Annotated in this window: 12 protein-coding genes; 5 read left to right on the plus strand and 7 right to left on the minus strand. The window is 70.9% G+C overall.

Features of this window, described 5'->3' with window-relative positions:
• Window positions 1-60 precede the first annotated feature (60 nt).
• Window positions 61-750, minus strand: coding sequence for a phosphoribosylglycinamide formyltransferase (gene purN / locus ACFSOX_RS02070; RefSeq protein WP_378476127.1), 690 nt, complete (start codon window positions 748-750; stop codon window positions 61-63).
• Window positions 751-767: 17 nt separating this feature from the next.
• Window positions 768-1,844 (minus strand): phosphoribosylformylglycinamidine cyclo-ligase, encoded by a 1,077-nt coding sequence (gene purM / locus ACFSOX_RS02075; RefSeq protein WP_378476128.1) that lies wholly within the window; start codon window positions 1,842-1,844, stop codon window positions 768-770.
• 168 nt (window positions 1,845-2,012) lie between these two features.
• Between purM and ACFSOX_RS02080 the strand changes: the two genes are divergently transcribed.
• The 4 genes from ACFSOX_RS02080 (at window position 2,013) to ppx (ending at window position 7,277) form a co-directional block, all read left to right on the plus strand.
• Complete coding sequence (locus ACFSOX_RS02080) at window positions 2,013-2,579, plus strand: CDP-alcohol phosphatidyltransferase family protein (RefSeq protein ID WP_378476129.1); 567 nt, start codon at window positions 2,013-2,015, stop codon at window positions 2,577-2,579.
• Entirely contained in the window at window positions 2,579-3,346 is a 768-nt protein-coding gene (locus tag ACFSOX_RS02085) for a P-loop NTPase family protein (protein WP_378476130.1), read from the plus strand. Before ACFSOX_RS02080 ends, ACFSOX_RS02085 begins: the two co-directional genes overlap by 1 nt.
• 183 nt (window positions 3,347-3,529) lie before the next feature.
• Window positions 3,530-5,761 carry an RNA degradosome polyphosphate kinase gene (locus ACFSOX_RS02090; protein ID WP_378476131.1) on the plus strand — a complete coding sequence of 744 codons (2,232 nt, stop codon included), beginning with the start codon at window positions 3,530-3,532 and terminating at the stop codon, window positions 5,759-5,761.
• Window positions 5,754-7,277: an exopolyphosphatase gene (gene ppx / locus ACFSOX_RS02095; protein WP_378476132.1), complete on the plus strand. Its 1,524-nt coding sequence runs from the start codon at window positions 5,754-5,756 to the stop codon at window positions 7,275-7,277. The genes ACFSOX_RS02090 and ppx overlap by 8 nt, the downstream gene beginning before the upstream one ends.
• Window positions 7,278-7,320: 43 nt before the next feature.
• Here ppx and ACFSOX_RS02100 read toward each other — a convergent pair whose 3' ends face one another.
• From ACFSOX_RS02100 to ACFSOX_RS02115, 4 genes are all read right to left on the minus strand, one after another.
• Entirely contained in the window at window positions 7,321-8,823 is a 1,503-nt protein-coding gene (locus ACFSOX_RS02100) for a methyl-accepting chemotaxis protein (protein WP_378476133.1), read from the minus strand.
• 305 nt (window positions 8,824-9,128) lie between these two features.
• Window positions 9,129-10,277, minus strand: coding sequence for a ribonuclease D (rnd, locus tag ACFSOX_RS02105; protein WP_378476421.1), 1,149 nt, complete (start codon window positions 10,275-10,277; stop codon window positions 9,129-9,131).
• 335 nt (window positions 10,278-10,612) lie between these two features.
• Window positions 10,613-12,904 carry a heavy metal translocating P-type ATPase gene (locus ACFSOX_RS02110; RefSeq protein ID WP_378476134.1) on the minus strand — a complete coding sequence of 764 codons (2,292 nt, stop codon included), beginning with the start codon at window positions 12,902-12,904 and terminating at the stop codon, window positions 10,613-10,615.
• A 132-nt stretch (window positions 12,905-13,036) separates the two neighbouring features.
• Window positions 13,037-13,453, minus strand: coding sequence for a response regulator (locus ACFSOX_RS02115; RefSeq protein ID WP_378476135.1), 417 nt, complete (start codon window positions 13,451-13,453; stop codon window positions 13,037-13,039).
• Window positions 13,454-13,602: 149 nt separating this feature from the next.
• On the opposite strand from ACFSOX_RS02115, the gene ACFSOX_RS02120 reads away from it, so the two are divergent.
• Window positions 13,603-16,446 (plus strand): PAS domain-containing hybrid sensor histidine kinase/response regulator, encoded by a 2,844-nt coding sequence (locus tag ACFSOX_RS02120; protein WP_378476136.1) that lies wholly within the window; start codon window positions 13,603-13,605, stop codon window positions 16,444-16,446.
• 160 nt (window positions 16,447-16,606) lie between these two features.
• On the opposite strand, the gene ACFSOX_RS02125 is transcribed toward ACFSOX_RS02120, so the two are convergent.
• On the minus strand, window positions 16,607-18,241 hold the full coding sequence (locus ACFSOX_RS02125) for a thiamine pyrophosphate-dependent enzyme (RefSeq protein ID WP_378476137.1): 1,635 nt from the start codon (window positions 18,239-18,241) through the stop codon (window positions 16,607-16,609).
• Window positions 18,242-18,409: the final 168 nt, after the last annotated feature.

Here is an 18,409-nt window from a genome sequence, read left to right on the forward strand (position 1 = left end):
CGGGGATTCTTGCCGAACGCCATGATGCGGCCGGCTGTGGCGGCCCTGTGACGCCGCGGCTCACATCGACGGCGCGATCGTCACCCCGTCGGGCGCCGCCGCGCCCGCGATGCGGCAGCGGCCGGCGTCCACGGTGATCCGGCCCTCGGCGAGCCAGCGCAGCGCCAGCGGATAGATGCGGTGCTCGACCGCGAGCACGCGGGCGGCGAGGCTCGCCTCGGTGTCGTCGTCGCCGACCGGGACGGCTCCCTGCACGATGATCGGCCCCGAATCCATCTCCGGGACGACGAGATGCACGGTGGCGCCGTGCAGCCGCACGCCGGCCGCCAGCGCCCGCGCATGGGTGTCGAGCCCCTTGAACGAGGGCAGCAGGGCCGGGTGGACGTTGATCATTCGCCCCTCCCAGCGGCCGACGAACCATGGCGTCAGCAGCCGCATGAAGCCGGCGAGGCAGACGATCTCGATGCCGTGCGCGCGCAGCACCGTGTCCATCGTCCGGTCGAACGCCTCGCGATCCTTGCCGAACGGCTTGTGGTCGACGACCGCGGTCGGAATGCCCGCTTGCGCCGCGCGCAAAAGCCCGGCGGCGTCCGGGCGGTTGGAGACGACGAGCGCGATCTCGGCCGGAAAGGCCGGGTCGGCGGCAGCCTCGATCAGCGCCGCCATGTTGGAGCCGCGGCCCGAGATCAGGATCGCCACTCTGACGCGATCCTCGCGGGCGCGCTCGCCCGGGGTGCCGTCGCTCGTCATCGTCCGCGGTCCCTCGATCAGGCGTCGAGCGCCAGGCGGCCCGTATAGGTCACCCGCGGCGCGTTCGGCGCGGCGTCGACCACGGTGCCGATGCGCGACACGCTCTCGCCGGCACGGGCGAGGGCCGCGGCGACCGCGTCGGCCTCCTCGGGCGCCGTGACGGCGACCATGCCGACGCCGCAGTTGAAGGTGCGCAGCATTTCCAGCATCTCGACCCCGCCGGTTTTCGCGAGCCAGCCGAACACCGGCGGCACCGGCACGGCGTCGAGGTCGATCCGCACGCCCTGGCCCTTGCCGAGCACGCGCGGGATGTTGTCCGGGAAGCCGCCGCCCGTGATGTGGGCGAACGCCTTGACGGCGCGGGTCTCGCGCATCGCGGCCAGACACCCTGCGACATAGATCCGGGTCGGCGCGAGCAGCGCCTCGCCGAGCGAGCGGGCCGGGTCGAACGGGGCGGGAGCGTCCCAGGCGAGGCCGGAGTGCGCGACGATCCGGCGCACGAGCGAGTAGCCGTTCGAGTGCACGCCCGAGGAGGCGAGGCCGAGCACCACGTCGCCGGCGGCGACCGGCCGCGGCAGGAGGCCGTCGCGCTCGGCGGCACCGACCGCGAAGCCGGCGAGGTCGTAGTCGTCGCCCTGGTAGACGCCCGGCATCTCGGCCGTCTCGCCGCCGATCAGGGCGCAGCCGGCCTGCCGGCAGCCCTCGGCGATGCCGCCGACGATCGCCGCCGCACGCTCCGGGTCGAGCCGGCCGCAGGCGAAATAATCCAGAAAGAAGAGGGGCTCGGCGCCCTGGACGACGAGGTCGTTGACCGACATGGCGACGAGGTCGATGCCGATGGTGGCGTGCCGGCCGGTCTCCACCGCGATCTTCAGCTTGGTGCCGACCCCGTCGGTCGCGGCGACCAGGACCGGATCCTTGAACCCGACCGGCTTGAGGTCGAAGACCGCCCCGAAGCCGCCGATCTCGGCGTCGGCGCCCGCCCGGCGGGTCGCCCGCACGAGCGGCTTGATGAGGTCGACCAGCCGGTTGCCGGCGTCGATGTCGACGCCGGCGTCGGCATAGGTCAGGCCCGGTCGGCTGGTCTCGCTCATGGGTTACGGCCTCGCAGGTCCGGTGCGTCGAAGATGCGGGGTGGTACGGCGGAATCGGGTCTGGCGCAACGCCGCCGATCACAATAAGAAATTCAAGTTCGCCAAAGGAATAATCGAGGTCGTCTGCGTGCCGGACCGGAGCCGGGTCGAAGTCAGCCGGGGTCGAGCGTGAATTTTCCGAGCGTCGTTAACAATCTCCCGAATATCGTGACCATCGTCCGCATCCTCATGGTGCCGGTGCTGGTGTGGGCGATCGCGGCCGGCGAGATGCGGCTGGCCTTTCTGCTGTTCGTCGCCGCCGGCGTCTCCGACGCGGTCGACGGCTTCGTGGCCAAGCGGTTCGGCATGACGACCGACTTCGGCGCTCATCTCGATCCGCTCGCCGACAAGATGCTGATCGTGGCGATCTTCGTCGGGCTCGGCTGGTTCGGCCGCATCCCGTTGTGGCTGGTCATCCTGGTGGTGTCGCGCGACATCCTCATCGTCGGCGCCGTGACGCTGACGCTGTTGCTCGGCAAGCCGATCAAGGTGCGGCCCCTGTGGATCTCCAAGGTCAACACGGTGGTGCAGATCGTCTTCGCCTCGCTGGTGCTCGGCGCGCTGGGCTTCGGCTTCGACGCCGAGCCGGTGCAGTCGATCATCATGTATCTGGTCGCCGCGACGACGCTGTTGTCGATCGGCTTCTACACGCGCGAATGGGTCCGCCATCTGGCGGCCGAGAGCGAGCCCGGCTGATGGCGCTGCGCCCCACCGATCCGGGGCAGCTCGCGCTCGGCCTGGAGCATCCCGAGAGCTTCTCCCGCGACGACTTCCTGGAGAGCCCGTCGAACGCCGCCGCGCTCGCCCTCGTCGATCGCTGGCCCGACTGGCCGGCCCGGGGCCTGGTGCTGGCCGGTCCCGCCGGGGCCGGCAAGAGCCATCTCGCGGCGATCTGGGCCGAGCGGGCCGGCGCTCGCCTGCTGCCCGCCGCCGCCCTGACCGAGGCCGGGGTGCCCGACGCGCTCTCCGCCGGCGCCCTGGTGATCGAGGACGTCACGCCCGCCGTCGACGCGGTGGCGCTGTTCCATCTCCTCAACCTCGCTCGGGCCCAGGGCGCCTTCCTGCTTCTCACCGTCGCGACCCCGCCGGCCGGATGGACGCTGCGCCTGCCCGACCTGCATTCGCGCCTGCGCGCCATGCCGGTGGTCCAGATCGCGGCGCCCGACGCGGCGCTGCTGCGCGCCGTGCTCGTGAAGCTGTTCGCCGACCGCCAGCTCGCCGTCGACGAGGGGCTGCTCACCTATGTGGAGCGGCGCATCGAGCGCTCGCTCGCGACCGCCCGGGCCGTGGTCGCGGCCCTTGATCAGGAAGGGCTGCGCCGCAAGCGGCCGGTGACGCGAGCGCTCGCCGTCGAGGTTCTGGGACGCGCCGAAGGCGCCGGGGCGGACGCGGAGAGCGAGGGCGCGAGCCGTCCGGACGGCTCCGGCGGCGCGGACCGGGCGGACGGTCCGGGAGTCGGCTGAGGGCGGGTCGTCTGCGTCACCATGCTACCGGATGCCACCACGGGCCGGGCTGGCCTTGCCGGCCGCGCACGCCCATAGTCGAGACTCGGGTCGGGAGAGTCGGATGCCGCTCGACGGCCGGTCGAGCGCGTTCGAGAGCGCGGCCGGGACGGGATGGTCCAACACAGGATGGTCCAACACGGGATGGTCCAGGACAGCATGGTCGACCAGCAAGACATCGATCCGACGATCGCCGCAGCCGCCGTGTCGGGAATCGCGCCGGTCGCGCCGAAGCCGACGAAGCGCAAGCGGCCGCACGACCCGACCCGCTACATCAATCGCGAGCTCTCCTGGCTCCAGTTCAACCGCCGCGTGCTGGAGGAGTCGGCCAATCCCAACCATCCGCTGCTGGAGCGGGTGCGCTTCCTGTCGATCTCGGCCAACAATCTGGACGAGTTCTTCATGGTCCGGGTCGCCGGCCTCAAGGGCCAGGTGCGCGAGGGCATCGCCACCAAGAGCCCGGACGGGCTGACGCCCAGCGAGCAGCTCGCGCGGATCAACGAGAGCGTCCAGGCGCTCGGCGAGGAGCAGCAACGGTTGTGGCGGGCGCTGAAGACCGAGCTCGCCGCCCAGAGGATCGTGTTCGTCGAGGCCGCGGACCTCCACAAGGGTGAACGGGCCTGGCTGGAGGATCACTTCCTCACCCACATCTTCCCGGTGCTCACGCCGCTCGCCATCGACCCGGCGCATCCGTTCCCGTTCATCCCGAATTTCGGCTTCTCGCTCGCGCTGCAGCTGTCGCGCAGCCGCGACGGGCGGGCCATGAACGCGCTGATCCGCGTGCCGCCGAAGATCGAGCGCTTCATTCGCCTGTCCGGTGGCGAGGAGGGCGCGATCCGGCTGATCACCCTGGAGCACGCCATCGCGCTGTTCATCCCGCGGCTGTTCCCGGGCTATGCGCTCAAGGGGCAGGCGGGCTTCCGGGTGCTGCGCGACTCCGAGGTGGAGATCGAGGAGGAGGCCGAGGATCTGGTCCTCCTCTACGAGACGGCGCTGAAGCGTCGGCGCCGCGGCTCGGTGATCCGGCTCGAGCTCGACGCCGCGATGCCGCCCGAGCTGCAGCGCTTCGTCCAGCGCGCGCTGGCCGTCGCCGACGACGAGGTGTTCCGCATCGACGGCGTGCTCGCGCTGTCGGAGTGGTCGCAGCTCACCTCGCTCGACCGACCCGACCTCGAATTCGTGCCCTACAATCCGCGCTTTCCCGAGCGCATCCGCGACCACGCCGGCGACTGCTTCGCGGCGATCCGGCAGAAGGATCTGATCGTCCACCACCCCTACGAGTCGTTCGACGTCGTCGTGCAGTTCCTCGAGCAGGCGGCGCGCGATCCCGACGTCGTGGCGATCAAGCAGACCCTCTACCGCACCTCGAAGGACTCACCGATCGTCCGGGCGCTCGCCGAGGCGGCGGAGGCCGGAAAGTCGGTGACCGCCGTGGTCGAGCTGAAGGCACGCTTCGACGAGGAGGCGAACATCCGCTGGGCGCGCGACCTCGAACGCGCCGGCGCCCAGGTGGTGTACGGCTTCATCGAGCTGAAGACCCACGCCAAGCTGTCGCTGGTGATCCGTCGCGAGAACGGCCAGCCGGTGTCCTACGTGCACACCGGCACCGGCAACTATCATCCCCAGACCGCGCGCATCTACACGGACCTCTCGTACTTCACGGCCGACCCGGCGGTCGCTCGCGACGTCGCCCGGGTGTTCAACTTCATCACCGGCTACGCCGAGCCGGCCGGGCTCGAACGTCTCGCCGTGTCGCCGCTCGATCTGCGCGAGCGCATGCTGCGCCACATCGGCGAGGAAACCGAGAACGCCCGCGCCGGCAAGCCGGCCGCCATCTGGATGAAGATGAACTCGCTGGTCGATCCGGGTATCATCGACGCGCTCTACGAGGCGTCGCAGGCCGGCGTGAAGATCGACCTCGTGGTGCGCGGCATCTGCTGTCTGCGGCCCGGCATCGAAGGCCTCTCCGACAACATCAAGGTGAAGTCGATCATCGGCCGCTTCCTCGAGCACGGCCGCATCTACTGCTTCGGCAACGGCGCGGCGCTGCCGAACCCGAAGGCGCATGTCTACATCTCGTCGGCCGACATGATGCCGCGCAATCTCGACCGTCGCGTCGAGGTGCTGTGCCCGATTCTCAATGCCACCGTGCACGAGCAGGTGCTCGATCAGATCATGATGGCCAACCTGAAGGACAACGAGCAGAGCTGGACGCTCTTGCCGGACGGCAGCTCGACGCGTATCAAGGCGGCGACCGGCGAAGAGCCCTTCAACGCACATAAATATTTTATGACAAATCCGAGTCTGTCTGGCCGCGGCAAGTCCGTGAAGGACTCCTCGCCGCGCAGCTTCACCCGGCGGGGAGACCGTGCTTAAGCGCACCAAGGCGGCGCCCGCCGTTCCCCAGGGCCGGCTCGACGTCGGGCCGCCCGTCGCCGTCATCGACATCGGCTCCAACTCGATTCGTCTCGTCGCCTACGAAGGCCTCTGCCGCAACCCGACGCCGATCTTCAACGAGAAGGTGCTGGCCGGGCTCGGCCGCGAGGTGCTCACGACCGGTCTCCTGGCGCCCGACGCGGTGGCGCGCGCGCTGGCCGCGCTGCAGCGCTTCCGCATGCTGTGCGACGTGATGGGCGTCGAGCGGCTGTGGGTGATCGCCACGGCCGCCTGCCGCGAGGCGAAAAACGGTCCGCAGTTCGTCCGCGAGGCGAAGGCGATCTGCGGCGTCGAGATCGACGTGCTCTCGGGCAAGCGCGAGGCGACGCTCTCGGCGCTCGGCGTCGTCTCCGGAATCCATCAGCCGGACGGCATCGTCGGCGATCTCGGCGGCGGCTCGCTGGAGCTCGTCGACGTGAAGGGCACCCGGCTCTCCGGCGGCGCCTCGCTGCCCCTCGGTGGTCTCGCCCTGCAGGATCTCTCGGCCCGCTCGCTCAAGAAGGCCGACAAGATCGTCGCCGACGCGCTGCGTGGCGTGAAGTTCCTCAAGGCCGGGCAGGGGCGCGCCTTCTACGCGGTCGGCGGCACCTGGCGCGCGCTCACCCGCCTGCACATGCGCCAGACCGGCTATCCGCTGCACGTGATGCAGAACTACGTGATCCCGGCCCGCGAGGCGCTGGAGTTCGCCCGGCTGGTGCGGCGCGTCAACGCCGACACGCTGTCGCAGATCGAGTCGGTCAACGAGTTCCGCCGGCCGCTGCTCGGCTACGCCGCCGTGGTGCTGGAGCACATCATCCGGGCCGCCAAGCCGCGCGAGATCGTCGTCTCGGCGGCCGGCGTGCGCGAGGGCCTGTTGTTCTCGGCGCTGCCGGAGCGCGAGCGCAAGCGCGACCCGTTGATCGCCGCCGCCATGGAGCTCAACGTGCTGCGGTCGCGCTCGCCCGCGCACGGGCTCGAGCTGATCGACTGGACGGACCGCTTCATGGCCTCGACCGGCATCGAGGAGACGGCCGACGAGAAGCGGCTGCGTCACGTCGCCTGCCTGCTCGGCGACATCGCCTGGCGGGCGCATCCCGACTATCGCGGCCAGCAGTCGCTCGACGTCATCTCGCACGCCAATCTGCTCGGCGTCGACCATCCGGGCCGGAACTTCGTGGCGCTCGCCGTCTACTTCCGCCATGTCGGCCTGTTCGAGGGCGAGTTGCCGTCGACGGTGCGCGAGCTCGTCACCACGCGCATGATCGACCGCGCCCGCATTCTCGGCGGCGCCATGCGGGTCGGCTATCTCCTGTCCGCGGCGATGCCGAACCTGCTGCCCGCGGTGCCCCTGGTGGTGCGCCGCGGCCAGCTCCAGCTCGTGCTCGGCGAGGCTTATGCGGCGCTCGGCGGCGAGCGCGTCGCCAACCGCCTGCGCCAGCTCGCCCGCCTGATCGGCCGTGAGGCGCTGATCGTCTAGGCTGCACGCGGCGACGCCACGCGCGCCTTCCGCGCGTCGGTCCTCACATCGCCCGCACGCGCACCAGGAAGTCGTCGACCCGCGTGGCGAGTTCGCCGGCGCGCTCCTGCAGCGACCGCGAGCCGCCAAGAACGTGCGTCGACGAGCGGCCGGTCTCCTCGGCCGCCTGCTTGACTCCCGAGATGTTGGCCGACACCTCGCGGGTCGCGGCCGACTGCTCCTCGACCGCGCCGGAGATCGAGGTGTTCACCTCGCTGATGCGCGAAATCACCCGGGCGAACTCCTGGATGGTCGCCGCCGTGGTCTTGGTCGAGTCCTGGATGCCGCGGATCTGGTTCTCGATCTCCTCGGTCGCCTTGCCGGTCTGGCTGGCCAGTGTCTTCACCTCGGAGGCGACGACGCTGAAGCCCTTGCCGGCCTCGCCGGCGCGCGCCGCCTCGATGGTCGCGTTGAGCGCCAGCAGGTTGGTCTGCGCGGCGATCTGGGCGATCATCTTGGTCACCTCGCCGACCTTGTCGGCGGCCTGGACCAGCTCGGTCACCAGCTTGTCGGACTTCTGCGCCTCGGCCACGGCGAAGTCGATCATCCGGGTCGCCTCGGTGAGCTGGCGCGCGATTTCGCCGGCCGAGGCGGAGAGCTCCTCCGACGCCACCGCCATGGTGGTCGACTGGTTGGTGGTCTGCTCGGCCGCGGCGGCGAGCGACTGCGCCTCGTGCTGCATCTCGCCGGCCGAGGCGGCGACGGTGCCGACCAGGGACTTGACGGTCTGCTCGAACGTGTCGGCGAGCGCGGCGTTCTCGGCCTTGCGCTTCGACAGGTCGGTGGCGAACTTCACCACCTTGTAGACGCGGCCGTTCATGTCGAAGATCGGGTTGTAGGAGGCCTCGATCCAGACCTCCTTGCCGCCCTTGCCGATGCGGCGATACTGGCGGGCCTGGAACTCGCCGCGGTTGAGCGCCTCCCAGAACCGCTTGTAGTCGGGGCTCTCCCGCTCGGCGGGGGCGACGAACATGCTGTGCTTTTTGCCCTGGATCTCGGCGAGCGTGTAGCCGAGCACGGCGAGGAAGTTCTCGTTCGCCGTGATGATGGTGCCGTCGAGGTCGAACTCGATCACGGCCTGCGAGCGGCCGATCGCGTTTACCTTGCCGAGCAGATCGGCGTTGGCGAGCTTCTGCGCCGTGATGTCGGTGGCGAACTTCACCACCTTGAACGGCTTGCCGCGGGCGTTCAGCACCGGATTGTAGGAGGCCTCGATCCACACCTCCTTGCCGCCCTTGCCGAGCCGCTTGAACTGCGCCCGCTCGAACTCGCCGCGATTGAGCTTGTCCCAGAACTCCCGATAGGCCGGGCTTTCGGCATGCTGCGGATCGACGAACATGCGGTGATGCTTGCCGCGGATCTCGTCGAGCGAATAGCCCATCGCGTCGAGGAAGTTCTTGTTCGCCGTGACGATGGTGCCGTCCATCTGGAACTCGATGACGGCCTGGGACCGGTCGAGGGCGGCCAGGGTCGCGGCAGGCGACTTCCGGAAGAACAGCGAACGCATCTCGGCTCCTTGGGGCTTGCATACAAAGTGGCGACGACGATGCCGGTCCAATCTTACTAAACGTTGAAGCAGTTCGAGGGATTCCGGCAGGTCGGAAGCATTTCCGGGGACGATCGGTCGATGTTGAACGATTTGTGACCGTCGGCGATGACCGGATGTCGTCGCCTAGCTCCAACCGACTAAGCGGATCGCCTTCACGATGCTGACGAAAGCTGGGCGGTTGCGCACGAGATTCACCGCACTTGCGCCATGCGCACAAGGTCGTCGGCTCGTCGGAGAGGATGGGTCGCCCGGCGCAGCCGGCTTCACTCGCGCTCGATCGCCACCACCCGGCCACGCTCGACCGCGAGCGACAGGCGGCCGTGCTTGAGCGCGAGCGCCTTCTCGCCGAACAACTCGCGCCGCCAGCCCTTGAGCGCCCGCACGTCGGCCTCGTCGTCGGCCGCGATGTGCTCGAGATCGTCCACCGTCGCGATCACCTTGGCGGCGACGCCGTGGCGCTCGGCCGTCATGCGCAACAGCACCTTCAGGAGTTCCACCGTGGCGCTGCCGTTCGCCATCGGCCGGTGGCGCTCGATCGGCGGCAGTGTCTTGGGATCGCGCGCGACGCCGGCCTTGATCGCTTCGAGAATGTCCTGGCCCCAGCGCGAGCGCTCGAAGCCCTTGGGCAGCGAGCGCAGCGAGGCGAGCCGCTCGGCCGTCGTCGGCGCCTGCAGGGCGATCTCGCCGATGACGTCGTCCTTGAGCACGCGGCCGCGCGGCACGTCGCGGGCCTGCGCCTCGCGCTCGCGCCACGCCGCGACCTCGATCAGGACGGCGAGCTCCTTGGGTTTTCGCACCCGGCTCTTCAGCCGTTCCCATGCGGTCTCCGGATCGGACCGGTAGGTCGACGGCGAGGTGAGGATCTCCATCTCCTCGTCGACCCAGTTGGTGCGGCCGCGCTTGGCGAGATCGTCCGACAGCGCCAGATAGACGTCGCGCAGATGGGTGACGTCCGACACGGCGTAGTAGGTCTGGGCGGGCGTCAGCGGCCGGCGCGACCAGTCGGTGAAGCGGTGCGACTTGTCGAGATTGTCGCCGGTGATGCGCTGCACGAGCTGGTCGTAGGAGATCGCGTCGCCGTAGCCCAGCACCATGGCGGCGACCTGGGTGTCGAAGATCGGAGTCGGGATCAGCGACGCCATGTGCCAGACGATCTCGATGTCCTGGCGGGCGGCGTGGAAGACCTTGAGAACCTTGTCGTCGGCCATGAGGGCCCAGAACGGGGAGAGGTCGATGCCCTCGGCGAGCGTGTCGATCACCACGGCCTCGTCGCGGCTCGCCATCTGGGCGACGCACAGCAGCGGGTAGTAGGTGCTCTCGCGCAGGAACTCGGTGTCGACCGTCACGAACGGGTGCGTCGCCATGCGGTCGCAGACGGCGGCGAGCGCCTCGGTGGTGGTGATCGGCTCCAGGGCCGGAAGATCGACGGGCTCGCCGACGGCCCGGACGGTTCGCGTACGCAACGGATCCTCGATCAGCATCGAACGGGGCGGCTTCTGCCAGCGCTGCGTCGGACAGGACGACGTCGGACAGGACTGCGTCTGACGCAGAGGCCGCGGCCGCCGAATAGGCGATGAAACAGAAGGGTCATGGGCTGAAGGCCATTTTTACGAATCCTAGCGCGCCGCGGCGCGCAGGTCGAGCCGGGACCGGCCGACCCGTCGGAAAATCAAGGATTTTCCTTCGCCGGCGGTATCCCGACCCGGTCCTCCCGGCGGGTTATCCACCACGGGAGCGCCGGCACGGCTCAGGCCGCGACGGCATGCTCGTAGATGTCCTCTTCTTGGGCATTGTGGATGCGCACCAGGGCCTCGATCGATTCGATCACCCGCTGGGCGTCGCGCACCAGGTAGCGGTCGACGTCCTCGGGGGCGAGGTCGGCGGCGAGCCGGCCGAGCAGGCGGGCGAGGTGCTGGATCTCGCGATGTGCCCGGCTCATCGCCGAGAGACCGTGGCTGTCGGCGAGATAGCGGGTGAGGGACGGGTAGACCTCGGTCTCGTCGTCGCGCTCGTGCGCCACCACCTCGTGGGCGACCAGCCGGTCGGCCTCGCGGACCAGCCGCACCGCCTCCTCGGGGCCGGCGTCGTCGAGCGCGTCGGCGATGCCGCGCAGCGCGTCGAGGCTGCGCTCCAGCCGGGCGTGGTCCTCGCGCAGATCCTGGGCCGCCGTCGAGGACAGGGTGCGCAGCCGGCGGGCGGCGCCGCGGCCGGGGCCGAGCGCCCGCAGGGCGTTGAGGATCACGGCGACGTCGATCGCCTCCTGGGTGAGGGCGCCGGCGACCGGCGTCAGATAGCCGAACGCGGCCGCCACCATGGCGACGGCGGACAGCGCCATGCCGACCACGATGCTCTGGACGGCGATTCGCCGGGCCCGGCGCGCCACCGTCACGGCCTGGGCGACGCGGTCGAGCCGGTCGACCAGGATCACCACGTCGGCCGCCTCCGACGAGGCCGAGGCGCCACGCGCGCCCATGGCGATGCCGACGCCGGCGGCCGCGAGCGCCGGGGCGTCGTTGATGCCGTCGCCGACCATCAGGGTGGGGGCGAGGCGCTGCTCGGTGGCGACCGCGTCGACCTTGTCGGAGGGCGAGCGGTCGGCCAGCACGGCGTCGAGGTCGAGCGCCGCCCCGATCGTCTCGGCCGCGTCGGCGCGGTCGCCCGTCACCATCATGATGCGGCGGATGCCGGCGCCGCGCAGGAGCTGGATGGCGCGCGGCGTCTCCTTGCGCAGCTCGTCGGCGAGCAGAAGCGCGCCGGCGGGTTTGCCGTCGACGGTGACGAAGACGGCGAGCGCCGAGCGCCAGGAGGCGCGGCGCAGCGCCCGCGTCGCCCAGTCGGGCAGCCGCGCGGGGCCGAACGCCATCGCCTGCGAGCCGACGCAGACGGCGCGGCCGCCGACCCGGCCTTCGAGGCCGGAGCCCATCGCCTCGCGCACCTCGGTCGGCATCGCCAGCGCGAGATCCTGGGCCGCCGCGGCGGCCACGATGGCGCCGGCGACGACGTGGTGCGAGGCCTGCTCGAGCGAGGCTGCGAGCCGCAGCACCTCGGCGGCGCTCTCGCCCGGCGCGGTCTCGATCGCCACCAGCCGAGCACCGCCCACCGTCAGCGTGCCGGTCTTGTCGAACATCACCGTGGTGGTAGCGGCGAGCGCCTCCAGGGCGCCGCCACCCTTCACGAGCACGCCGTGGCGGGCCGCCTGCGACACGCCGGCGATGAAGGCGACGGGGGCGGCCAAGATGAGCGGGCAGGGGGTCGAGGCGACCAGCACGGCGAGCGCCCGGATCGGGTCGCCGGACAGCGCCCAGGCGAGGCCGGCGAGCGCCAGCGTCGCCGGCAGGAGCAGGAGGGCGTAGCGGTCGGCGATGCGGATGAACGGCGCCTTGGCGGTCTGCGCCGCCGTGACGAGACGGACGATCCCGGCATAGGTGCTCTCGCCGGCGGTCGCCCGGGCGCGCATCTCGAAGGTCTCGCCGACATTGACGGTGCCGCTGCGGATCTCCTCGCCGGCCCGGCGAGTCACAGGGAGCGCCTCGCCGGTGAGCGCCGATTCGTCGATCGCCGCGGCCGTGCCGGTCACGGTGCCGTCGACCGGCACCACCTCGCCGGCCCGCACCACGAGGACGTCGCCGATCGCCACCGAATCGATCGGGATGTCCGCGACGACGTCGCCGGCGCGGCGATGGGCGAGCCGCGGCGCCCGGTCGACCAGGGCGCGCAGATCGCGCTCGGCGCGCGCGACCGCGATGTCCTCCAGCACGTTGCCGCCCGTGTACATGATGGCGACGACCACGCCGGCGAGCGGCTCGCCGAAGACGAGCGCGGCGCTCATCGACACGAAGGCGACCGCGTCGACGCCCATGCGGCCGGCGGCGAGCGCCCGCACGATCGAGACCGCCAGCGCGATCACCACGGGCAGCGTCCCGGCGAACCACGACCAGTGGGCGACGCCGGGCGCGCCGGCCGCCCACGCCGCGAGGCCGACGACGAGGCCGGTCGAGGCGGTCGCGACCAGCCCGTATCGTTCGATCGTCTCGCGCATGGGATCCTCGGCGATGTGTCCGGCGTGGAAATCGGGGTTCGCCGGAACCGCTAGCATCGCCTGGAAGTATTTGGAAGTACGGTCTTTTCCGGGCCGTGGCCGCGACTGCGAGGCATTCGCGGCGCGGTCGCCTCAGCTCGCCTCGGGCGGATCCGGTGCGGTCGTCTCGCCGGAGCGGAGGCAGCGCGCGACCAGCGCCTTGAGCGCCTTGAGGTCCAAGGGCTTGCGCAACCCGGCCGTGGCGCCGAGCGCGACCGCCATCTCCAGGAAGTCCGGCGACGGCACGCCGGGCCACGACCGCCGTTCCGCCGAGATCGCCACCACGGGCAGATCGGGCGCGCGCTCCTTGACGGCGCGCAGCGTCTCGAAGCCGTCCATCTCGGGCATGAACACGTCGCAGATCACGAGATCGTAGCGTGCGGCCTCGAGGCTCACCAGCGCGGCGCGTCCGCTCGCGGCCGCCGAAACGGTGTGTCCGGCCTCTTCCAGGGCGCGACCGAGCACGACCCGGAGAAGCTCGTCGTCGTCGACCACCAGGATGTGTGCCATGGCGAGAGAGTCTCGCTGGGTCATACCGGTCGTGCAGCGGGTGCCGGATCTATGGTACACGGCGGAGAGTATACAGTCCGACACGATAAAGCCGCGCCCGGTGGCGACAAGCTCGCGTCTTTCCGGATGTCCACGATAATACAAGTCCGATGAAGTCCTTCGGCCCACACCATCCCGCCCCGCCACAGCGTGCGATGGGCGCCACCCCGCTCGATGGCCTGCCGGCCGACGCGCCGGCCGACGCGCGCGACGCGCTGCTGCGCTCCTGCCTCGAGGCGGCGCCGGTCGGCATCGCCATGTTCGATCGCGAGATGCGCTGCCTCGCCGCGAGCCGCCGTTTCCAGGAGATCCATGGCATCACCGGCGAGGCGCTGGTCGGCCGTTACCACGACGACGTGTTCGCGACCGTCCCGCGGCGCTGGCGCGAGGCGCATGCGCGCTGCCTCGGCGGCGCCACCGAGCGCTGCGATGCCGATCGTTACGAGGTGCCGGGTCGTCCACCGGTCTGGATCCGCTGGGAGATCCGCCCGTGGCACGAGCCGGGGGGCGCCATCGGCGGCATCGTGCTGTTCACCGAGGACGTCACCGACACGATGGTGCGCGAGGCCGAGCTGCGGCGCTGGGCCGACACGTTCGAGAACGCCGCCTTCGGCATCACGGTGACGGATGCGTCGACCAACACGATCGCCTTCGCCAACAAGGCGCGCGCCGCGATGGTGGGGCTCGACGTCGCCGAGGTCTGCGGGTCGCACGTGCTCGACGGCTATCCGGACGAGGAGCGCGCCCGCATCGCCGCCCTGCTGGCCGAGGGCGACCGCACCGGCCGGGTGATCTTCGACACGGTCTTTCTGCACCGCGACGGCGCGACGCTGCCGGTGCAGCTCGACATCACCAGCGTGCGCAACGCCGACGGCAGCGTGCGCTACCGGATCGCCACCGCGCTCGACATCACCGACCGGCAGCTCGCCGAGCGGGCCCGCCGGGAGAGCGAGGCCGAGGCGCGCCGCTACGGCGACCTCCTGCGCACCATGATCGACACGATGGCGGAAGCCGTCCTGATGATCGACGCGGACGGGCGCACGCTGTTCGCCAACAAGGCGTGCCGGGCGATGTTCGGCGATCGTGACGACATCGGCTCGCCGGCCTGGCAGACGGTCTATCGCCGCTTCCGGCCCGACGGCACGACGCCGTATCCGGCCGAGGAGACGCCGATCTCGCGCGCCCGCCGGGGCGAGAGCTTCGACGACCTCGAGATGATCTGCCGGCGCACCACCGGCGAGCGGGAACTCCACATCGTGGCGAGCGGCCGCTCGATCCGCAACGACGCCGGGCGGCACGAGGCCGCCGTCATCGTCTATCGTGACGTCTCCGAGCTGTTCGAGAAGACGGTCGCGGCGCAGCGCAGCGCCGAGCTGTTCGAGAAGACCATCGCGTCGATTCCGGACGCCTTCCTGGTCACCGACGAGAACCGCAACTTCCTGCACCTCAACCCGGCCTGCAAGACGCTGCTCGGCATCGACGGGTCGCAGTCGCTCGACGACTGGGAGCGCTCTTACGCGATCTTCCAGCCGGACGGCACGACCGAGGTGCCGCACGACGAGCGGCCGCTGCGCCGGGTGCTGCGCGGCGAGCCGATCGACGCCACCGAGCTGGTGCTGCGCGAGGTGGCGACCGGGCGCGATCTCGCGCTGTCGCTGACGGCGCGGCCGATCCTGGACGGCGACGGGGCGGTGCGCGGCGCCGTGCTGCTCTATCACGACCTGTCGAAGTCGAAGCACATCGAGCGGCAGCTCCGCCAGGGCCAGAAGATGGACGCCATCGGCCAGCTGACCGGCGGCGTCGCGCACGACTTCAACAACATCCTCACCGCCATCACCTGCACGATCGAAATCCTCGCCAAGGGCGTCGCCGACCGGCCGCATCTCGCCACCATCGCGCGGATCATCGACCAGGCGGCGCGGCGCGGCGCCGATCTCACCCGCCAGCTCCTCGCCTTCGCGCGCCGGCAGCCGCTCGATCCGCGACCGACCGACATCAACGGCCTGATGTCCGACACGGCGCGTCTGTTGCGACCGACGCTCGGCGAGCACATCGAGCTCGCGACCTCGCTCGCCGACGGGTTGTGGCCCGCCATGGTCGATGCCTCGCAGCTCTCCACCGCGGTGATCAACCTGGCGGTGAACTCGCGCGACGCCATGCCGGACGGCGGCAAGCTCACCATCGAGACCGCCAACGTGACGCTCGACGAGACCTATGCCGAGACCAATCCGGACGCGCGGCCCGGCGACTTCGTGATGATCGCCGTCTCCGACACCGGCTCCGGCATCCCCAAGGCGATCCGCGACAAGGTGTTCGAGCCGTTCTTCACCACCAAGGACGTCGGCCGCGGCACCGGGCTGGGCCTGAGCATGGTCTACGGCTTCATCCGCCAGTCGGGCGGTCACGTGAAGCTCTACAGCGAGGAGGGGCAGGGCACCTCGATCAAGCTCTATCTGCCGCGCATCGTCGAGAGCGAGGAGGGCGACGAGGATGCGCCCGCAGTCGACACCATGACGGGCGGCGACGAGACGATCCTGGTGGTCGAGGACGACGATCTCGTCCGCCGTAACGTGATCACGCTGCTGGAGGATCTCGGCTACACGGCCTTCGCGGCGCGCAGCGGGCCGGAGGCGCTGAAGCTGCTCGACGAGGGCAAGGAGTTCGCGCTCCTGTTCACCGACGTGATCATGCCGGGCGGCATGAACGGCCGCGAGCTCGCCGCCGAGGTCTTGCGTCGGCGGCCGGACGTGAAGGTGCTCTACACGTCCGGCTATGCCGAGGACGCGATCGTCCACCACGGCCGGCTCGATCCCGACGTGACGCTCTTGAACAAGCCGTACCGCAAGGCCGATCTCGCCCGGAAGGTGCGCGAGGCTCTGGCCGGCCCGGCCGTCCCGGGCGCCGCCGCCCGCAAGAAGCGCCGCCGCACCACCAACCACCCGCCGGCCGAGTAGGCGTTCTCGCCTCTCGTCCGAATCTCCTCGGCGGATCGATTTGCTGGTCATTCCGAGGCGGCGCACAGCGCCGAACCCGGAATCCAGCCGAGTGTTCGGTGCTTGCCGCTGGATTCCGGGTTCGCGCCTTCGGCGCGCACCGGAATGACGGAGTTCGGACCTACCGCCCGCGCACCTTCGGCAGGAAGATGAACGGCCAGGGCGACGGCATCGGGCCGACCGGAACCTCGATCACGGTCGGGACGTCGCGCCGCGCAAAGCTGCGCTTCAGTGCCGCGTTCAGCTCCTCCGGCGTGCGGGCCCGCTCGGCGGCGGCGCCGAACGATTGGGCGAACTTGACGAAGTCCGGATTGGCGAGGTCGCAGGCGATCAGCCGGTTGCCGTAGCTCTCCTCCTGGATGCGCCGGACATTGCCGAAGGCGCCGTCGGCGAACACCACGGCGACCAGCGGGATCCGGTGCCGCATCGCGGTCGCGAGCTCGTTCGCCGTGTACATGAAGCCGCCGTCGCCGTTGATCGACAGCACGGCCCGGTCGCGGCAGGCGTCGGCGGCGCCGAGCGCGGTCGCAAAACCCCAGCCGAGGTTGTCCTGGTAGCCCGGCGAGAGAAACGTGCGCGGCGTGTAGACCGGCATGGCGAGCCGGGCCGCGAAGCCGATCTGGGTCACCTCGTCGACGAAGATGCCGTCGTCCGGCAGCGCCGCGCGGATCGCCTCCAGGAAGGCGAGCTGCGGCTGCAGCACCGAGAGCTTTTCGCGCAGCTTCGCCTGGTGCTCCTCCATCTCGGCGCGGCGTGACGCCCGGGCGCGGTTGTGGCCCGGCACGAGGTCGATCAGCCGGCGCAGGATCGCCGCCGCGTCGCCGACGAGCGCCACGGCCGGGTCGGTGTGGCGGGTGGTCTCGGCCGCCTCGGCGTTGACGTGGACGATCTTCAGGTCGTCGTCGACGCCCCAGTCGCGGACCGGGAAGAACAGCCGGGTGCCGACCGCCAGCACCACGTCGGCCTCGGCCCACAAGTCGTGGGCGAGCGGGTGCGTGACGCTGAGCGGATCGCGGCTGGTGAGGATGCCGCGGCCGCGCCGAAAGCCGGACCCCACCGGCGCCTGCAGCATGGCGGAGAGCGTCGCGACCTCCGCGGCCGCGCCGTGGGCGCCGCCGCCCACCATGATCAGCGGGTTCTTGGCCGCGCCGAGCAGCTTCGCCGCCGCGCGCAGCGCGTCCTCGTCGAGCTCGGGCGCCGGCGGCGGCGCGGGCGGCGCCACCGGGGGCAGGGCGGCGCGGCGGCCCCACACGTCCATGGCGCATTCGAGCAGCGCCGGCCCTGGCCGCCCGGTCGCCATCGCCCGGATCGCGGCGGCGACGAAGGGCGCGGCCTCCTCGGGCGCGCGGATGCGGGCCGTGTGGTCGGCGAGGCGGGCGACGATGCCGCTCTGGTCGCGAATCTCGTGCAGATGCCCGCGGCAAAGGCCGATCTCGGCCTCGGGGATCTGGCCGATCAGCCCGAGCACCGGCGCGTTCATCGAGTAGGCGGTGAGGATCGCGGCGCCGGCGTTGAGGAGGCCCGGTCCCGGCACCACGGCGAAGGTCTGCGGCCGGCCGGTCGCGAGCGCGGCGCCCAGCGCCATGTAGGCGGCCGCCTGCTCGTGACGCGCATGCACGGTGCGAATGCGCTCGGCGTTGCGGAACAGCGCGTCGAACAACGGGTCGTTGTGCACGCCGGGCACCGCATAGAGCGTGTCGATGCCGTGCGCCAGCAGCGCCGCGACGGCCGCGTCGGCCGTGGTCGAAAGGTCCATGGTCGCCTCGATGCTCGCGTCCCGGGGATGGCGGCCGTATAGCCGAAGCCGGCGAGGCTGTCGCGGGGCGCGAACGGCGTCGCCGGAGGGCCGGTTTCGGAGGGCGGGCGGGCCGTCCCCGCGGCTTGACAAGCCCGCGCGACGCGTGCGCTTGTGCGCCCCGAATTC

The sequence above is a fragment of the Rhodoplanes azumiensis genome (assembly GCF_042682915.1).
Taxonomy (GTDB): domain Bacteria; phylum Pseudomonadota; class Alphaproteobacteria; order Rhizobiales; family Xanthobacteraceae; genus Rhodoplanes; species Rhodoplanes azumiensis.

Bases quoted from the DNA above. Each gene is read 5' to 3' on its own strand.
- purN (WP_378476127.1), bottom strand. From the start codon at position 750: ATGACGAGCGACGGCACCCCGGGCGAGCGCGCCCGCGAGGATCGCGTC.
- purM (WP_378476128.1), bottom strand. From the start codon at position 1,844: ATGAGCGAGACCAGCCGACCGGGCCTGACCTATGCCGACGCCGGCGTC.
- ACFSOX_RS02085 (WP_378476130.1), top strand. From the start codon at position 2,579: ATGGCGCTGCGCCCCACCGATCCGGGGCAGCTCGCGCTCGGCCTGGAG.
- ACFSOX_RS02090 (WP_378476131.1), top strand. From the start codon at position 3,530: ATGGTCCAGGACAGCATGGTCGACCAGCAAGACATCGATCCGACGATC.
- ACFSOX_RS02100 (WP_378476133.1), bottom strand. From the start codon at position 8,823: ATGCGTTCGCTGTTCTTCCGGAAGTCGCCTGCCGCGACCCTGGCCGCC.
- ACFSOX_RS02110 (WP_378476134.1), bottom strand. From the start codon at position 12,904: ATGCGCGAGACGATCGAACGATACGGGCTGGTCGCGACCGCCTCGACC.
- ACFSOX_RS02115 (WP_378476135.1), bottom strand. From the start codon at position 13,453: ATGGCACACATCCTGGTGGTCGACGACGACGAGCTTCTCCGGGTCGTG.
- ACFSOX_RS02120 (WP_378476136.1), top strand. From the start codon at position 13,603: ATGAAGTCCTTCGGCCCACACCATCCCGCCCCGCCACAGCGTGCGATG.
- ACFSOX_RS02125 (WP_378476137.1), bottom strand. From the start codon at position 18,241: ATGGACCTTTCGACCACGGCCGACGCGGCCGTCGCGGCGCTGCTGGCG.